Source organism: Labilibaculum euxinicum (assembly GCF_009795715.1).
Classification (GTDB): domain Bacteria; phylum Bacteroidota; class Bacteroidia; order Bacteroidales; family Marinifilaceae; genus Labilibaculum; species Labilibaculum euxinus.
In genome coordinates, this window is sequence record NZ_WTCR01000010.1 from 55,032 (window position 1) to 71,840 (window position 16,809).

Below are 16,809 nucleotides of genomic sequence, written 5' to 3' on the forward strand. Positions count from 1 at the left end.
TTGTTTTGAATTTTATATTTACCCGTGCAAGTTAATTAATTTTGAATTCAATATCAGAATTATTTTTAAAATATTCGATCAATTCATTGGAAAGGTTTACCCTACAAGTTCTTGAGAACATTTTCACCCTCACATTTCTATCATCAGTGATCACAAAATTCACCTTCAAATTCCCTTTGCTCCCCTCCATACAACTTGCCATCTCAGTTACTAATTCATCTGAAAGACTGCTTACCGGAATCTCAATGGTAACCTCTTTCACCCGCTTCTCCATTACCTCGGAAAGCAGGTTTATCCCTTTAACTTTAAACTCCAATTCGGTCGAACCTCGTGGCCAGGATCGGGTTTGCACCCTCCCGTTTATAAATACCGATAAACCTTCAATAAAATAATTGCTGTATTCCACAAAATCTTTAGCAAAGAAAGCCATTTCAAACGAGCCTGTGAAATCTTCAATGTTAACAATTGCAAAAGGATTGCCGTTTTTTGTAGTTCCCCGACGAATAGCAGTTACCATTCCTGCAATATTTACATCCTTATCCTTAAAATTGACAATATCCGCTGATAACTGTGTTAAAGATGCATTACAAAAGGAATCGATTTCCAATCTGTAATCATCAAGTGGATGAGCTGACAGGTAAATTCCAATTAACTCTTTCTCCTTATTCAAGCGCTCCAGCTTATTCCACTCTGCACATTCAGGGATTTTTGGCGGTGTAACCACATAATCTTCTACATCGCCGAATAAGGTTTGCTGCGAATTGTCTTTTTCTGCCTGAAGTTTGTTCCCATACTTCACCAAATATTCCATAAAGGTAACATCGGTTTCATCTGGATGAAAGTATTGACTCCGCTTTAATCCAAAGCTATCGAAACCTCCCGACATGGCAAGATTTTCAAGAGTTCTCTTATTTACCGATCTTAAGTTTACCCGCTCTATAAAATCAAAAATGTTTTTGAACGGACCATTTTTTCTTTCTTTAATAATATCATCAACAGCTTGCTCTCCAACTCCTTTCACCCCAGCCATACCAAAACGAATTGCGCCTTCTTTGTTTACCGTAAACCGGGCATAGGATTCATTCACATCGGGTCCTAACACAGGCATTCCCATGCGCCTGCACTCATCCATAAAAATAGTCACTTTCGTGATATCAGATAAGTTACGGCTAAGCACCGCAGCCATAAATTCAGCTGGATAATGCGCCTTTAGGAAACCAGTTTGATAAGCGATATAAGCATAACAAACCGAGTGAGACTTATTAAAAGCATATTTTGCAAATGCCTCCCAATCGGACCAAATTTTTTCAATCAGTTTATCAGCCTTAACGTTATCGCCGCCAACGCCTTCCATAAACTTAGGATTGTCATGACATCCATTAATAAACTCTACCTTAAGCTTATCCATCATGGCAATCTGTTTTTTACCCATCGCCTTACGCAAAGTATCCGACATGCCTCGGGTAAATCCACCCAAAGCACGGGATTGAAGCATCACCTGCTCCTGATAAACCGTAATTCCATACGTATCCTTCAGGTAATCCTCCATTATTGGGTGATCGTAAGCAATCTCCTCTTCTCCGTTCTTCCTTCGGGTAAACGAAGGTATGTATTCCATTGGCCCCGGACGATATAAGGCATTCATCGCAACCAAATCTTCAAAACGGTTCGGTTTTAGAGCCCGAAGGTGTTTCTTCATTCCCGGAGACTCGAACTGAAATATAGCAGTTGTTTCACCACGACTAAACATCTGGAAAGTCTCTTCGTTCTCAAGATCTACATTGTTGATATCAACATCAATACCTTTGGACAGCTTTACATTGGCCAGTACTTCTTTGATGATGGACAATGTTTTCAAGCCGAGGAAGTCCATCTTTAGCAGACCAATATCTTCCACAAAACGACCATCGTACTGCGTTGTCAACAGGTCCTCTCCTTTAGTAGGCATAACCGGCAAATGCTCGTCCAGAGGATTTTTCCCTATTAAAATACCGCAGGCATGCACTCCGGTTTGTCGTACCGATCCCTCCAGGGACTCTGCAAATTTGATTGTTTGGGCGATGAGCGGATTCGGAGAATCTTTTTCATCCAAAAGAGCAGGCTCTTCTGCGTATGCTTTTTTAAAGCTCATCTTGGGTGCTTCGGGCACCAGTTTGGTCAGGCGGATGGCTTCAGATAATTCTAAACCCAATACACGCGCTACATCCTTAATAGAACTTTTGGTAGCCATTGTACCAAAGGTGCAGATATGAGCTACTTTATCGTGTCCATATTTATCCGTTACATAATCCAACACTTCCTGTCGACCATCGTCATCAAAGTCAATATCCACATCGGGCATCGAGATACGGTCGGGATTTAGGAAACGCTCGAACAGCAAATCATATTTTATGGGATCAACATCAGTAATACCAATGCTGTAAGCTACCACAGCACCGGCCGCCGAACCACGCCCCGGACCTACGATCACGCCGTTATTTTTTGCCCAATTAATAAAATCCTGCGTTATCAAGAAATATCCGGGGAAACCCATCGTTTTAATGGTGTTCAACTCAAAATTCAGGCGCTCAACTACATGATCTTCCAGAGTATCACCATAACGTTTTTTCGCACCTTCGAATGCAAGATGTTCCAGGTAGTCCGCCTCTAACTTAATCGGCAGCACCTTATCATAACCTCCAAGCTTCTCATAACGCTCCTCTTCAAACTCCTTAATAAGTGTTGTTTCGTCGTATTTCTCCTTATAGTCTTCCAAAGTGCCGAATTCTTCAGGTATGTCAAACGAAGGCATTATGGGATTGGAGTTTAGCTCAAAAGCTTCCACTTTCTCAGCAATTTCCATGGTATTAGCAAGTGCATCCGGTACATCGGCAAAGAGCTCATTCATCTCTTCGCTTGTTTTAAACCACTCCTGCTTGGTGTAACGCATGCGTGTACTATCATCGTAATCACGCCCTGTATTTAGGCACACAAGTACATCGTGCGCTTCAGCGTCTTCGGGATTAACAAAATGGGAATCATTCGTGGCAATCACTTTAACACCAAGTTCTGCTCCCAATCTACGAATCACTTTATTCACTCTCACCTGATTTTCCCAAACATCGCTTTTTAAGCGTGGGTCATTGTTGGGGTGACGCATAATCTCAAGGTAATAATCCTTATCAAAAACATCCTTAAACCAAAGGATCGTTTCTCTTGCCTTATCAATATTACCGCCCATGATGTGCTGCGCGACTTCACCACCCAGGCAAGCACTACTTACAATTAGTCCTTCGCTATATTCTTCAAGTAAATCCTTGTCGATACGTGGTTTGTAATACATACCGTCAATGTGGGCAATAGAAGTTAACTTTAAAAGATTCTGATACCCTTTATAGTTCTTAGCCAGTAAAATAATGTGATGACCTGACCCATCTCCTTTATTTTCTTTTATTAAATGTCCACGTCTTGCCATATAGGCTTCAACACCAATAATTGGTTTGATGCCTGCTCTGCCACAGGCTACGTGAAACTCTTTTACACCAAACATACTGCCATGATCGGTAATTGCAACAGCCGGCATACCATCTTCCTTAGCTTTTGCTGCAATATCAGCTGTTTTGGCAGCTCCGTCGAGTATGGAATACTGAGAATGAACATGCAAATGAACAAAAGCCTGTGGAATGATATTCTTTGCAGCCTCCTGTCTCTTGCGCTCTTCTTCTTCAATGGAAATTTCGTCGAAAGCAGTATTAACCTTAAAAGATTCGTATTCGATACCTACCAACTCAATAGCGTCGGGATTGTTGAGTTTAAAGGCTTGAATCTGCTCCAAAGACATTTTCAGAAGTTCAGATCTTAGTCCGTCGACCCGAATCAACTCCAGAAAACAACGTGAAGTAGCCTCCACATCGGCGGCCGCATTATGAGCTTCAGCAAAAGGAACACCAAACAGCTTCATATGAAGTTCGGTAAGAGTAGGATTTTTAAGCTGGCCTTTGCGTTTCAAATCACAATATTCCTTACTGCCGGTCATGGTATCAAGAGCAGGTGTTGTAATAAGCTCCTGTTCGTCCATCTCACAACGCAGCAGTTCACAGCCTGCTATATTTATATCGAAGGAAACATTGTGCCCAACAACATACTTCGATTTCCGGACATCCTCCATAAAGTCAAGCAGGGCTTCTTTGAGCGGAATTCCTTTTTCCTGAGCTATTTCAGTTGAAATACCATGCACCGCCACTACATCTTCTGGAATAGTAAAGCCTTCAGGTATGATAACATGATTTTTAGCAAAGAGAAATTTCCCCTCCATATCATGACATTGCCAAGCCAGCTGCACCATGCGCGGCCAGTTGTCAAAATCACTTAACGGTGCTTTCCATTTTTTGGGTAAGCCTGTAGTTTCTGTATCAAATATTAAAAACATCTCAGTATCAGAATTATTATAGTTATGCCTTTAAAATGAGTGGCGATTTGTGAAGATTTAAGGAATTCATCCAAACAAAATTAGTAAATATAGACATACTATTCTTTCTAAATTACCAACATCTGTATAATATGGTAAAGGGCTTGTATGCTACATTCTTATATACATGAGTATTAGACTATGAAATAATCTTTTTAAGCGTTATTTTAATCAAAAATAAAATAGTATCTTTGTCGCGCTTATAAATCGTGGTATGCATACCACAACTTATTCATTTATTAAAATAAAGTTATGCCAGTAAAAATCAGACTAGCTAGACACGGTCGTAAAAGAAACGCATTCTACCACATTGTGGTAGCAGATAGCAGATCACCACGTGATGGTAAATACATTGAGCGTATTGGATCTTACAATCCAAACACCAATCCTGCTACAATTAACTTGGATTTTGACAAAGCTGTTAACTGGCTTGGAAACGGTGCTCAGCCTACTGACACTGCAAGAGCAATTTTATCTTACGAAGGTGTAATGATGAAAAGACACTTGCTTGCCGGTGTGAAAAAAGGAGCTTTTGATGAAGCTGCTGCTGAAGTAAAATTCGAAGCTTGGAAAAAAGAGAAAGAAGCAAAAATCAACGCTAAGAAAGAAGGTCTTTCGAAAAATGCTGATGATGCATCGAAAGCTCGTTTAGAAGCTGAAGCTAAAATTAGCGCAAACAGAGCAGAAGCTATCGCTAAGAGAGCTGCTGATGCTGAAGCTGCTGCCAAAGCTGAAGAAGCTGGAGCAACTAGCGAAGAGGCTGCAACTGAAGAAGGTTCGGAAGAAACTGAAGCTTAATATTGAATGCATGCTTAAAATAGAAGATTGCTATCTTGCCGGAACATTTACTAAAACTCATGGAGTTAAAGGCGAATTAGTTGCCAAGAAAAACAGCAACCTTCTTGAAAAAAATAAATTGGAATCAGTTTTTGTCGATATCGACGGAGGACTGGTTCCTTTTTTTATTCCTAAAAACGGAATTACTCCCCGAAATCACTCTACAGTTCGTATTGTTATAGAAGATCTGGATTCGGAAGCAAAGGCTCAGCGATTTATTGGCTGTGATATTTACATTCCCATGAAGGATGCTCCGGAATTTATTGAAGAAGCGGATGATCTTGATCCGAATTTGCTGATTGGTTTCCTGTACATTGATGAGGAAAAAGGTGAATTGGGAGAAATTGAAGATATTCAGGATTACTCCGGCAACATTGTACTTGTTATTTCGGTTAATAACCAGGAAGTTTTGATTCCTTTTGCCGAAGAAAACTTCATTGAAATAAATGAGGAAAATAAAACCATCACCATGGAAACTCCTGATGGACTTATCGATATGTATCTTAGTGAATAAATCACTTCCTGTTCTGCTGCATTACAAAACTTATTTTCTTGTACCTTACAAAATAAAAAGCTGTTATCTGTATATTATTTAATCAGCAGCTCTCCTTCGAACTCAAGAATTCTAATCTTTAAGATTTCCGGAACTTTTATGCTTTCTCCTAATTTTTGACTGTAGGCTACCATTACCTGTGATGTTTTGGTTTTAATCTCGCCTGTTTTTAAATCGACAATATTCTGGTACATTCCTACACTTTTATTGCCAATCCGGAAAATTTTTGTTTGCACTTCAATTTTATCACTCAGGGTGATGGATGACAAATAATCTATCTCCAAATGAGCTACGATTAATGCAGATTCATTCCAATCAATTACTTCCCCATATACTTGCTGAAAATAATCCATTCGGGCCAAATCGAGGTAGCTTAACTGAACTCCGTTATTCGCATGTCCTATTAAATCGATATCGCCAAAGCGGATTTGTATTTTCTTTTTGTGCTTGAATTCCATTTTGCTAATTTTTATGCGAATGTATATACAAATTGTGAAAAGAATCAATGAGATGCAGATTTTATGATTTTTTTTAAGGTGCACTACTGTTCCTAAGTATACTTAATGCACTGCAAAATTGTATGTTTTAAATTTAGTTACTCAAATATTTAAAGCTTTAAAATATTTTTTAGTGCAACTTTTCGCCGACTTGTTCGTCCTTTATTAGAACATGATTTTTTATCTAAAACTAATTTATATGAACACAAAACGTATTACTTCCCTGCTGGCCGTTTTTGCTCTTGTTTTGAGTGGTAGTTTGGCCTTTGCCCAAAAAACAGAAACCCGGAATGTTGGATCATTCGAATCAGTTAGTCTTGCCATTCATGCCAAGGTATTTATCACTCAGGAAAATTCTACTTCAGTAAAAATGAAAGGCGATGCTGATGATTTAGAAGAAATTATTACTGAAGTTGAAAATGGAACTCTGAAAATTAAGCGCAAAAAAAATAAAAGCTGGGGCTGGAACAATTCATTCAAAAATATTGAAGTGTATATTTCTTCCTCGCAAATAAAAAATTTAAGCATTTCCGGATCGGGTAATATTGTCGCCAAAAGCCCAATAGAAACTACCAATGCAAAATATGCAATCAGCGGCAGCGGCAATATTTTTATTGAAGATTTATCTGCCGAAAATGTTGAATGTCATATTTCCGGATCGGGAGATATTAATCTAAAAGGTGATGGGTTACAAGAACTTGAAATTCACATTAGTGGTTCGGGTGATGTTGATGCAGGCTATTTGAAATCTGAAAATGTTGATGTGCATGTATCAGGATCGGGAGATTGTAAGGTATATGCCACAAAAAAACTGACGGCAAGAGTAGCTGGCAGCGGTGACATTTACTACCGCGGAAAACCGGATTACGTGGATTCAAAATCTGCAGGTTCGGGTCACATAAAGTCAATTGGAATGTAAAAAATAATCCGTAGGGAAACAGAACACTGTATCCCTACGGTCTTATAATTTGAATCTCGCCTCCCAATCCAATTTTAATGATACTGGAAGCTTTGCATTTTTCCATATCCTCTTGCCGGTATTCCACAATATAATCTACCGCTTCTTTTATTTCATCACCAATCTCGTAAAAGTTGGCAGGTGAAACGTCTCCACTTCTATTTGCTGAAGTAGAAACAATGGGTTTCTTAAATCGTTGAATCAAATTTTGCGTAAACTCTTCATTGGTAATTCGAATACCAATGGTTCCATCTGAATTAATCAGATTTGGCGCCAGATTTTTAGCCCCGGGATAAATCAGAGTCATCGGCTGATCATTCGTATCAATTAAATCCCAGGCAATTTCCGGAACCTCATCAACATATGAATTCAGGCGATTAGGATTCTCCATTAAAACCAGCATGGCTTTGGAATCTTCCCTATTCTTAATTTCATAAACTCTTTTTACCGCTTCAGGATTTGTTGCATCGCAGCCTATTCCCCAGATAGTATCGGTAGGATATAGAATAACTCCACCAGCGTGAAGTACTTCCAAAGCTTTTTTAATGTCGTTGTGCATTTCTAATTTGTTAGTATTCTTTCAAATCATTAGAAACAAATGAGTAATCAATTTTCATTGATTACTCATTATTACTTTAATTATTACCCAAACTATACCGCTACATTGTATTCACGCAATGCATCGTTCAGCGAAGTCTTTAAATCTGTTGATGGTTTTCTTTTTCCGATGATTAAAGCACAAGGAACCTGATAATCCCCTGCAGGAAACTTCTTGGTTCTTGTTCCTGGAATCACTACCGAACGAGCCGGGATGAATCCGCTGTACTCAACTGGTTCTTCGCCTGTTACATCTATAATTCTTGTTGATCCGGTAAGCACTACATTAGCTCCCAAAACAACTTCTTTTTCTAAATGGACTCCTTCAACAACAATGCAGCGGGAGCCAATAAAACAATTGTCTTCGATGATTACCGGAGCGGCTTGAATCGGCTCTAAAACACCGCCAATACCAACACCGCCGCTAAGGTGAACATGTTTTCCAATCTGAGCACAAGATCCTACTGTTGCCCATGTGTCGACCATGGTTCCTTCGCCCACATATGCACCAATATTCACGTATGATGGCATCATTACCACATCTCTGGCGATAAAGGCTCCGTATCGTGCCACTGCATGAGGTACAACCCTAACTCCCAATTCAGCATAGTTGGTTTTCAATGCCATTTTATCATGGAATTCAAATGGACCGACTTCAATAGTTTCCATTTTACGAATCGGAAAATAAAGAATTACGGCTTTTTTCACCCATTCATTTACTTGCCATCCATCTGCCAGTGGTTCTGCAGTGCGAAGAACTCCTTTGTCCAACAATTCAATTACTTCTTCTATGTTTTTTTGTACTGCAGGAGTACTCAAAAGTGACCGGTCATCCCATGCAGCTTCAATGCTTTCTCTCAATTTCTGGTACATAATCAGTTGTATCTTATCTATTTTGGTTAATGTAGGTAACAAAACTAGTCAAAAAGAACAAAAGTAGAAAGGTCTGCAAGTGTCTAAAAAGTCGAAAAGTAAAACAGTCTAACCAATTGTAAAATTGACTGTTCCAAAAATGAATCAAAATAAGATCTAAATTTACGCAGGTACCTGAAAAACAGCCAATATTCCTGTTGATACAATTCTTAACTTATTATTATTAATTAATAATTGCATTTACTATTTTTGAGACTACAAAAACAATTGTCAAAATGCATAAATCTACTTTCCTTTCTCAACTGTCAATACACCAAAGCTGGACTACTTTTCTATCAGAAGAAATTATTTGCTTGATTAAGGACATCGAAAAATCAATTCACATTGAAAAATCCACTCCAAAGTCAAATCTAACGCTGCGATTTTTAGAAATGGATTTGAATAAAATACCGGTTGTAATTTTAGGACAGGATCCTTATCCTCAAGCAGGAGTTGCTACCGGAAGAGCTTTTGAAGTGAATGGATTAAACTCGTGGCATGATAAATTTCGTAATGTATCGTTAAAAAATATTCTGCGCTGCATTTACAAGGCTGCAACAAATGAGGAACGTAAATATTCCGAAATTAAGAGTCTGCTTAACGAAGGTGACCAATTGGTGATGGATAGTGATTTTAAGATACTCCCCCCCAATCAACTGTTTAAATATTGGTCGGAACACGAAAATGTACTCTTGCTAAATACTGCCTTTACCTGCGAAATAGGCAAACCAAATTCGCACACCAAACTTTGGGCTCCGTTTACTCAAAAATTACTGCAATTTATTGCCGCAGCAAATCCTGAGATGGTTTGGTTCTTATGGGGTAACAACGCTCACCAAGTGGTAAAAAACATTGAAATTTCCAACAAAATAGAGACCACTCATCCAATGATGTGTTATCAACGTGAAAATGATATTCTTTATGGTCATATAAATCCGTTTCAAAAAACCAGCCAACTCGTCAACTGGACAGGCAGATAGATCGTTATCACAATATTAATTTGGGTTAAAGTCTGTTAAAAAATGTAACAATTACAGTATTCATTAAGATTGAAACCTATCTTTAGCGTTAAATAAAAAAACCGACCCAATTGAAAACAAGTTTACTGACCTTATTTCTCACATTATTTTTTGCCTTTGGAGTCTTTGCTCAGGAAGAAATGAATGATGATAGTTTTATTGTATCCGGAAAGGTAATAAATACTGAAAATCTGGAAGGAGTTTCCTTTGCTAACGTAAATCTTCAAGGAACCAATTGGGGAATTGTATGTGACAGCGCCGGTTTTTTCCGCTTACGAATTCATCCCGATCAAAATTTAAGAATATCTGCTCTCGGATTTAAAGAACAATCTGTGAGTATTACACCTCCGCAAGCTGAAGAAGAGGAAGTTTTTCAAGAAATATTCATGGAACAGGGAAGTATTCTGCTTAACGAAGTAAGCATTTATTCATTGGGAACCTGGAACCAGTTTAAAGAAAATTTTATTAAGACCGATGCCCCCGAAGAAGAAAATATAGCTGCATCCTTTGATTTTGGAAACTTGAAACTTGCACAGGCGGAAGCCAATGCATTGAGCAGAAAGGGTCTTGGATTCAATCTACTCGATGGAATTAGTGCAATAAAATCTATTGGACAGAAAAGAAGAGCTCGAAAAGGAATTGTAGAAATGACTGATTGGCAACTTCGGATTCTTCAGCAAAAATACAACAAAGAGGTAATTGCTGAATTAACTCACGAATCCGGTTTTAGATTAGATCAGTTAATGCAGTATATTAATTCGAAGCAGAATTTCACATATCAAACCAGTGAAATGTATATAGGAGTAAGAATTCAACAACTTTACACAGATTTTTTACAGGAAAAACCACAGTTTGAGAACGATCTGAGCTTTACTGATTCTTTAGGTACCATAAGAAACCATCTGCGCCCTTAAACAATGAATTAAACTCTTCTCATGAAATTAAAAAGGGTATTGTACATTTCATTAATTCTAGTTCTTAGCTCCCGTTACTGCTCTTTTTCGGAAAACTCTAAAAGAGATTCCATTATCAGTATTTCCGGACAAATTCTCCATTCGGAAAGTTTAACTCCGATTCCATTGGCAACGGTTAGTATAAAAAGAACACGCAAAGGAATTATTTGCGATAGTCTTGGCGTTTTTCATCTGCAAATTCAGCAGTACGATACACTTCGAATTAGTGCTTTAGGGTACAAAGCAATTGATTGGGCGGTTCCATTCATTTTTAATGCCGATTTTCCTCCATTTTTTCAAATTAAATTGGAAGACATTTCCTACTTATTAGATGAAGTGGATATTTATGCATTGGGAACCTGGGATGAGTTTAAGGAAGATTTCATCAAAACCAAACTGGAAGAAAAGGATCCAATTAATAAAAGCATTATGAAACAATTGGCTCCCTACAATACGAAAAAACCAAACATTGTGCCTGCTCAATACCGCCCTAAAAGAGATGGTAAAATGGGCGTTTTAGGTGCAATTTTTGCGCCCACAGATTTTTTGTACAGCAAATTGAGCAAATCAGAAAAATCAAAAAAGCAATTATCCAAAATAATAAGAAACGAGGGCAAGACAAAAAAGATCAGTTCGAAATACAATGCTAAGATAGTGGCCGATGCAACAGGTTTAGAGGGGGAAGAATTACTGAAATTTATGGAATATGCAGGTTCGGAAATTAAAGTAACTCCAAATTCTTCAGAGTACTACGTGATGAAACAAATCCTGTTTTTATTTAAAAGATATCAGGAAGAAACTACAAAAGAGGAGTAAATAACCGGGCCATTGATTCTTTCACTCTTTGACCTTTGGATCGATTCTGCCATTCCTGTAAATGCAATTCTTCGCTGTCTTCCAAATCAGCTAAAAAACGTGTTCTGAGTTCCAAAGTTATGTCCTCATCGTAAATCAAGGCATTTACTTCAAAATTTTGTTCAAAGCTCCTTACATCCATATTTGCTGTTCCTACCGTTGCCATAATTCCATCCACCATCATTATTTTGCTGTGATTAAATCCTCCTTTGTAAAAATAGATTCGCACACCTGCTTCCAATAATTCTTCAATATAGGAAAGTGTTCCCCAATAGGTCATGAATGAATCTGATTTTTTGGGAAGTAAAACACGCACATCAACCCCACTCATGGCCGATGTTTTAAGTGCCATTAAAATACTGCTGTTAGGCATAAAATATGGCGATGAAATGTACACATTTCTTCTTGCCGAAGTAATGGCCGAGAAATACGCCTGCATGATACTTGCCCAGTCAGAATCAGCTCCGGACGCGGTAATTTGTAACAAACACTTTTGCTTCACTTTCTTGTAAGGAAGATATTTTTCGTCGAGCAAAACTTCCTGCCGAACAAAATACCAATCGATTAAAAATACAATTTGCAAACTGCTGGCTGCCTCGCCCGTAATTTTTAAGTGAGTATCGCGCCATGAGCCAATTTCAGGCAGACCATGAAGATAACGATCAGCAAAATTCAATCCTCCTACAAAGGCGGCTTTGCCATCAATCACAATAATTTTTCGGTGGTTTCGGTAATTCACCCGACTGGTTAAAATAGGGAAACGAACAGGCAGAAAAGCGTGTATCTTCACACCTGCATCTTGTAATAATTTCACATATTCCTTACTTAATTTCCAACTTCCAACATCATCGTAAATCACACGAACCTCAACCCCTTCTCTTGCTTTTTGCATCAATATTTCGAGTAATTCCGATGCCAACTCTCCATCTTCGATAATATAATACTCCAAATGAATGTGATCTTTTGCTTTCCGTAGAGCTTTGAAAATAGATGGAAATGTTTCCTCACCATCGTTCAGAATTTTTACCCTGTTGTAACCGGTAAGCAATGCCTTTGAGTTGTTCAAAAGCAAGGTCATCAAATTCTTTTTTTCATGAATCCGCTCATCCTTCAACCAACGGCTTTTATCCAAATGAAGTTTTTGATCCTGACTCATTACCTGCAGCCACTTCATATCGCCCAACTCTTTCATGTTGAACATTTTTCGCTTCCGAAAACTTTGTCCAAAAACCAAATAGGAAATCAAACCAAAAACTGGCAAAGAAACTAAAACGAGAATCCAGGAAATGGTTTTTAGAGGACTTCTGTTTTCAAGAATTACAATAATTACCGTAGAGATAATGGTGATGACATATAAAACAGCCAACACTTCGAAAAAATGCATCCAGAATTCAGACCAATTAATTGTTAACAGCATATATCCGACTACTTCAGAAGATTTGTATCTTTGTTAATTTAATAGTTTTGAGATATTAGATGTGAGAAATAAGACAGTGATTTACTATTTTAAGTAATCAATTACTAATTTTCAATTCCTCTACATTTAAATGATTCTATTTTGAACCAATATTCTTACGTCAGATGACTCCATCAAACACAATACAATCTACAATAAATTACATAAAAAAAGAACTCGCGGAGTTATATCATGCCCGAGAAACAGAAAGTATGGCATACATTCTTCTAGAGTACGTTCTAAACAATTCAAAATCTCAAATTCAGTTGAATAGATCGGAAAATATTAGCGATGATGATTTTAAACAAATTGCTGCCTATACACACGAACTTAAAACCAATAAACCAATTCAGTATATTTTAGGTGAAACTGAATTTTACGATCTTACTTTTAAAGTAAATAAGCACACCCTAATTCCCAGACCAGAAACTGAGGAGCTGGTTCATGCAATTATCAATGAAAACAGGCAAGAAGGCTTACACATTTTAGATATTGGAACCGGCAGTGGCTGCATTCCCATTTCACTGGCAAAAAATTTAAAAAATGCTCACGTTTCATCTGCTGATATTTCGGCAGAGGCAATTGAGAAGGCCAAAGAAAATGCCAAACTCAACCAGGTTGATGTTCATTTTTTTCATCGCGACATTCTAAACTGGAAGAATGTTGATTGGGACAATTTTGATATCATCGTGAGCAATCCTCCCTACGTTACCGAAGCAGAAAAAAGTAAAATGGAGAAAAATGTTCTGGATTATGAGCCTCATACAGCACTATTTGTAACAGATCACGATCCTTTAATTTTTTACAGAACCATCTCTGAAATGGCTCTTCTGCATTTAAAAAAAGGCGGGAAACTTTATTTTGAAATCAACGAAAGTTTGGGAAACGAAATGGTGGAACTTTTGGAACAAAAAGGATTCAACAGCATACGTCTAAGATCAGACATCAACGGAAAAAACAGAATGATATCAGCTATAAAACCGCAATGATGGATTACAAAAGGAAGAAAAGGGAAGTCAGTGCCGAATCTGCTTTATCAAAAGTCATGTTTATTTGCAGCAGACAAGAAAAATGCTGCTTTGATATTCGTAAAAAGCTTTGCGAATGGGAAATTTCATCTGCCGATCAGGATCAGATTATTCAAACATTAATTGACGAGAAATTCCTTAATGATGAACGTTACACCAATTTTTACGTTCGCGATAAATTCCGTTTTAACCGATGGGGACGAATCAAGATCACTCATCATCTGAAACAAAAACAAATTCCGGAATACATTATCTCTGATGCAATAGATCAATTGGATGAAAGAGAATACACTCAAAATCTTCAAGACATATTATCCGGTAAAATAAAATCCATCCGGGAAGAAGATCCCTATCAACTAAAAGCCAAATTATTCCGATTTGCACAAGGAAGAGGTTTTGAATCTCAGCTTTCTCTTCAGATAATTGATAAATTAATTTCGAAAAAGGACTAAATTTTAAATTAACTTTGGCATCCTTATTGTTTACAATTATTATCTTTAAACCACAAAAATTCAAAATCATAAAAATGATTAAATCTTTACGCACCTTATTGCACTTTTCCATTATTCTTACATTTATAGTGAGCTGTTCGCCAAATACGACAGCAGCTAAACGCAGACCTCCGGAATGGGTAAAAGAGCGTCCAATTTCATCAGAATATTATATCGGCATAGCTGTGGTTAAAAAAAATGCCAATGAAACAAGCTATATGCAATTGGCCAGAAATCAGGCTTTACAGGATTTATGTTCCGAAATTTCCATCTCTATTTCCTCCAATTCTGTTCTGCATCAATTCGAAAACAACACGAGTTTTAAAGAAGAGTTTGAAGCAGATATCAAAACATCTCTTGTTCAGGATTTGGAAGGATACGAAATGGTTGCTTCCTGGGATAATAAAAAAGAAGGAGAATATTGGGTTTACTATCAATTGTCAAAAAATCAGTATGCTCTGCTAAAAAGAGTGAAACTGAACAAAGCAAAAAAGCTGTCGCAAAGCTATTTTGAAGAAGGAAAACAATACGAGAACCAACTCGACCTTTTTCAAGCATTAAATTACTATGCCAAATCTCTGGATGCAATAAAAAATCATCTGGATGAAGATCTTAGCGTAATGACATTGGATGGAACTATCAATTTAGGAACAGATATTTACAATTCCATCCAAAACATTTTTACCAGAACACAACTCACTCCGGCAAAAAAGGCCATTCAACTCGAAATATCAACTTCACAAAAGGAACCAATTCTGGTAAAAGCTGTTTGGCTGGCCGATGAAGGTGAAAAATTGATTTCTCAATTGCCCCTGAAACTTAAATTCACAAAAGGAGAAGGCATTTTGAATGGAAACGTATCGACAGACCAGTTTGGTTATGCATCTTCTGTATTATCAAAAGTTACGTCGCGCCAAAAACTACAGGAAATTACTGTTTCTCTTGATCTTTCATCAATTTTGGATGAAAGCAACGAAAATTACGAATTAAACAAACTCTTCTTCACTGAAGAATCAGCACCAAAAAGTAAAATCATTTTAAATGTAGAGCGACTAAAGGCTTACCTAAATTTTAGCGAAAAAATATTTGGAGAAGATTCTAAACGAGGAATTTTAGAGAACAATTTAAAGAAAGAATTATCTGAAAATTTCTTCTCATTTACAAATAATAAAGATCAGGCCAAAGTTATTCTTGATATCAATACCAATGTAACAAAAGGTGAAATTAAAGAAGGCCGCAACTACAAAGTTTACATCGTATATCTGGATTGTTTTTTCTCGCTTACCGATGTTAAAACAGGCATGGAAATTTTTAACGATGCCATATACGAAGTAAAAGGCATGAAACCCATTAGCTACGATTACGCAGTGAAAGAAGCTTACGAACAAGCTGTTGATGAAATAAACAACACGATTGTTCCTAAACTAAATCAACTTGATTTATAAGAATAGATTTGAGAGATCACATCTCCATTGAAATAAATTAAATAGTAAAATAATTTAAAAGATAGATATTGAGATTTTCAAAAGAGAAGCATTTTTCAACAATAAAAATCATCTCGCTTCTCCCATCTCATTTCTAAAATCTAAAGCAGGAAAATATGAAAACAAGAAAATTACACAAAAGCTTGTTCCTTGGATTAGGAATTTTACTGATTGCAGGAATGAGTTCTTGCGGATCGGCTGAAAAAGCAGTTAGTACTAAAGCACAAGGCGAAGAATTGATTGAAGTTTATTGCACCGGACCAGATTACCAAAGTGATAAAAACAATTTTAGAGCTTCTGCTATTGGCGAAAGTTTAGATCAGATGGTGTCTAAAAAGAAAGCCGGCACCAATGCACGTGCCGAACTGGCGACACTAATTCAGTCTACAATTAAAGGAACTATTGACAACTACGTGAACTCAACTGAATTAAATAATGTTGAACAAGTTGAAGAACGTTTTGAAGGTTTAACCCGCGAGGTGATTAACCAACAATTGAACAACATCAAAGTAATTTGCGAGAAGCAAACTAAAACCGGTGAAAACAAATACAAAACATACATTGCCCTGGAGATGAGCTCAAAAGATTTGGAGGAAGCAATCAACCAAAAATTATCGCAGGATGACAAGTTAAAAGTTGATTACGATTACGAAAAATTCAAAGAAACTTTTAATACCGAGATGCAAAAACTGGAAGCTCAGCAAAGAGGATTCTAAGCAAAA

Annotated in this window: 15 protein-coding genes; 10 read left to right on the top strand and 5 right to left on the bottom strand. The window is 37.3% G+C overall.

The features are described from left to right. Nucleotides 1-31 precede the first annotated feature (31 nt). Nucleotides 32-4,408 (bottom strand): DNA polymerase III subunit alpha, encoded by a 4,377-nt coding sequence (dnaE, locus tag GQR60_RS13775; protein ID WP_124993497.1) that lies wholly within the window; start codon nucleotides 4,406-4,408, stop codon nucleotides 32-34. A 291-nt stretch (nucleotides 4,409-4,699) separates the two neighbouring features. Between dnaE and GQR60_RS13780 the strand changes: the two genes are divergently transcribed. Continuing rightward, nucleotides 4,700-5,245: a 30S ribosomal protein S16 gene (locus tag GQR60_RS13780; protein WP_101310026.1), complete on the top strand. Its 546-nt coding sequence runs from the start codon at nucleotides 4,700-4,702 to the stop codon at nucleotides 5,243-5,245. 10 nt (nucleotides 5,246-5,255) lie between these two features. Next, nucleotides 5,256-5,798, top strand: a complete 543-nt coding sequence (gene rimM / locus GQR60_RS13785; RefSeq protein ID WP_160463484.1) for a ribosome maturation factor RimM — start codon at nucleotides 5,256-5,258, stop codon at nucleotides 5,796-5,798. A gap of 74 nt (nucleotides 5,799-5,872) precedes the next feature. Here the strand turns inward: rimM and GQR60_RS13790 are convergent, their stop codons facing one another. Further along, the gene (locus tag GQR60_RS13790; protein WP_124993499.1) at nucleotides 5,873-6,295 is read right to left on the bottom strand and encodes an acyl-CoA thioesterase; all 423 of its coding nucleotides are present in this window, start codon (nucleotides 6,293-6,295) and stop codon (nucleotides 5,873-5,875) included. A 238-nt stretch (nucleotides 6,296-6,533) separates the two neighbouring features. Here GQR60_RS13790 and GQR60_RS13795 point away from each other — a divergent pair, with 238 nt between their 5' ends. Then, the gene (locus tag GQR60_RS13795) at nucleotides 6,534-7,253 is read left to right on the top strand and encodes a head GIN domain-containing protein (RefSeq protein WP_160463485.1); all 720 of its coding nucleotides are present in this window, start codon (nucleotides 6,534-6,536) and stop codon (nucleotides 7,251-7,253) included. A gap of 34 nt (nucleotides 7,254-7,287) precedes the next feature. Here the strand turns inward: GQR60_RS13795 and GQR60_RS13800 are convergent, their stop codons facing one another. Both GQR60_RS13800 and GQR60_RS13805 read right to left on the bottom strand, forming a co-directional pair. Then, nucleotides 7,288-7,851: an L-threonylcarbamoyladenylate synthase gene (locus tag GQR60_RS13800; protein WP_101310022.1), complete on the bottom strand. Its 564-nt coding sequence runs from the start codon at nucleotides 7,849-7,851 to the stop codon at nucleotides 7,288-7,290. Between the two features lie 92 nt (nucleotides 7,852-7,943). Next, a complete protein-coding gene (locus GQR60_RS13805) occupies nucleotides 7,944-8,762 on the bottom strand; it encodes a 2,3,4,5-tetrahydropyridine-2,6-dicarboxylate N-succinyltransferase (protein WP_101310021.1) in 819 nt (272 codons plus the stop codon). Between the two features lie 275 nt (nucleotides 8,763-9,037). Between GQR60_RS13805 and GQR60_RS13810 the strand changes: the two genes are divergently transcribed. From GQR60_RS13810 to GQR60_RS13820, 3 genes are all read left to right on the top strand, one after another. After that, the gene (locus GQR60_RS13810; RefSeq protein ID WP_124993501.1) at nucleotides 9,038-9,781 is read left to right on the top strand and encodes a uracil-DNA glycosylase; all 744 of its coding nucleotides are present in this window, start codon (nucleotides 9,038-9,040) and stop codon (nucleotides 9,779-9,781) included. Nucleotides 9,782-9,891: 110 nt separating this feature from the next. Continuing rightward, entirely contained in the window at nucleotides 9,892-10,734 is an 843-nt protein-coding gene (locus GQR60_RS13815; protein ID WP_124993502.1) for a carboxypeptidase-like regulatory domain-containing protein, read from the top strand. Between the two features lie 21 nt (nucleotides 10,735-10,755). Further along, nucleotides 10,756-11,589, top strand: a complete 834-nt coding sequence (locus GQR60_RS13820; RefSeq protein ID WP_124993503.1) for a carboxypeptidase-like regulatory domain-containing protein — start codon at nucleotides 10,756-10,758, stop codon at nucleotides 11,587-11,589. Here GQR60_RS13820 and cls read toward each other — a convergent pair. After that, a complete protein-coding gene (gene cls, locus GQR60_RS13825) occupies nucleotides 11,573-13,045 on the bottom strand; it encodes a cardiolipin synthase (RefSeq protein WP_124993504.1) in 1,473 nt (490 codons plus the stop codon). The two genes, GQR60_RS13820 and cls, sit on opposite strands and share 17 nt — an antisense overlap. A 164-nt stretch (nucleotides 13,046-13,209) precedes the next feature. On the opposite strand from cls, the gene prmC reads away from it, so the two are divergent. The 4 genes from prmC to GQR60_RS13845 all read left to right on the top strand — a co-directional run bounded on the left by prmC (nucleotide 13,210) and on the right by GQR60_RS13845 (nucleotide 16,803). Next, the gene (gene prmC, locus GQR60_RS13830; RefSeq protein ID WP_124993505.1) at nucleotides 13,210-14,073 is read left to right on the top strand and encodes a peptide chain release factor N(5)-glutamine methyltransferase; all 864 of its coding nucleotides are present in this window, start codon (nucleotides 13,210-13,212) and stop codon (nucleotides 14,071-14,073) included. After that, a complete protein-coding gene (locus GQR60_RS13835; protein ID WP_160463486.1) occupies nucleotides 14,073-14,564 on the top strand; it encodes a regulatory protein RecX in 492 nt (163 codons plus the stop codon). Before prmC ends, GQR60_RS13835 begins: the two co-directional genes overlap by 1 nt. A gap of 74 nt (nucleotides 14,565-14,638) precedes the next feature. Continuing rightward, complete coding sequence (locus GQR60_RS13840; protein WP_124993507.1) at nucleotides 14,639-16,048, top strand: LPP20 family lipoprotein; 1,410 nt, start codon at nucleotides 14,639-14,641, stop codon at nucleotides 16,046-16,048. A 155-nt stretch (nucleotides 16,049-16,203) separates the two neighbouring features. After that, a complete protein-coding gene (locus GQR60_RS13845; protein ID WP_124993508.1) occupies nucleotides 16,204-16,803 on the top strand; it encodes a hypothetical protein in 600 nt (199 codons plus the stop codon). Nucleotides 16,804-16,809: the final 6 nt, after the last annotated feature.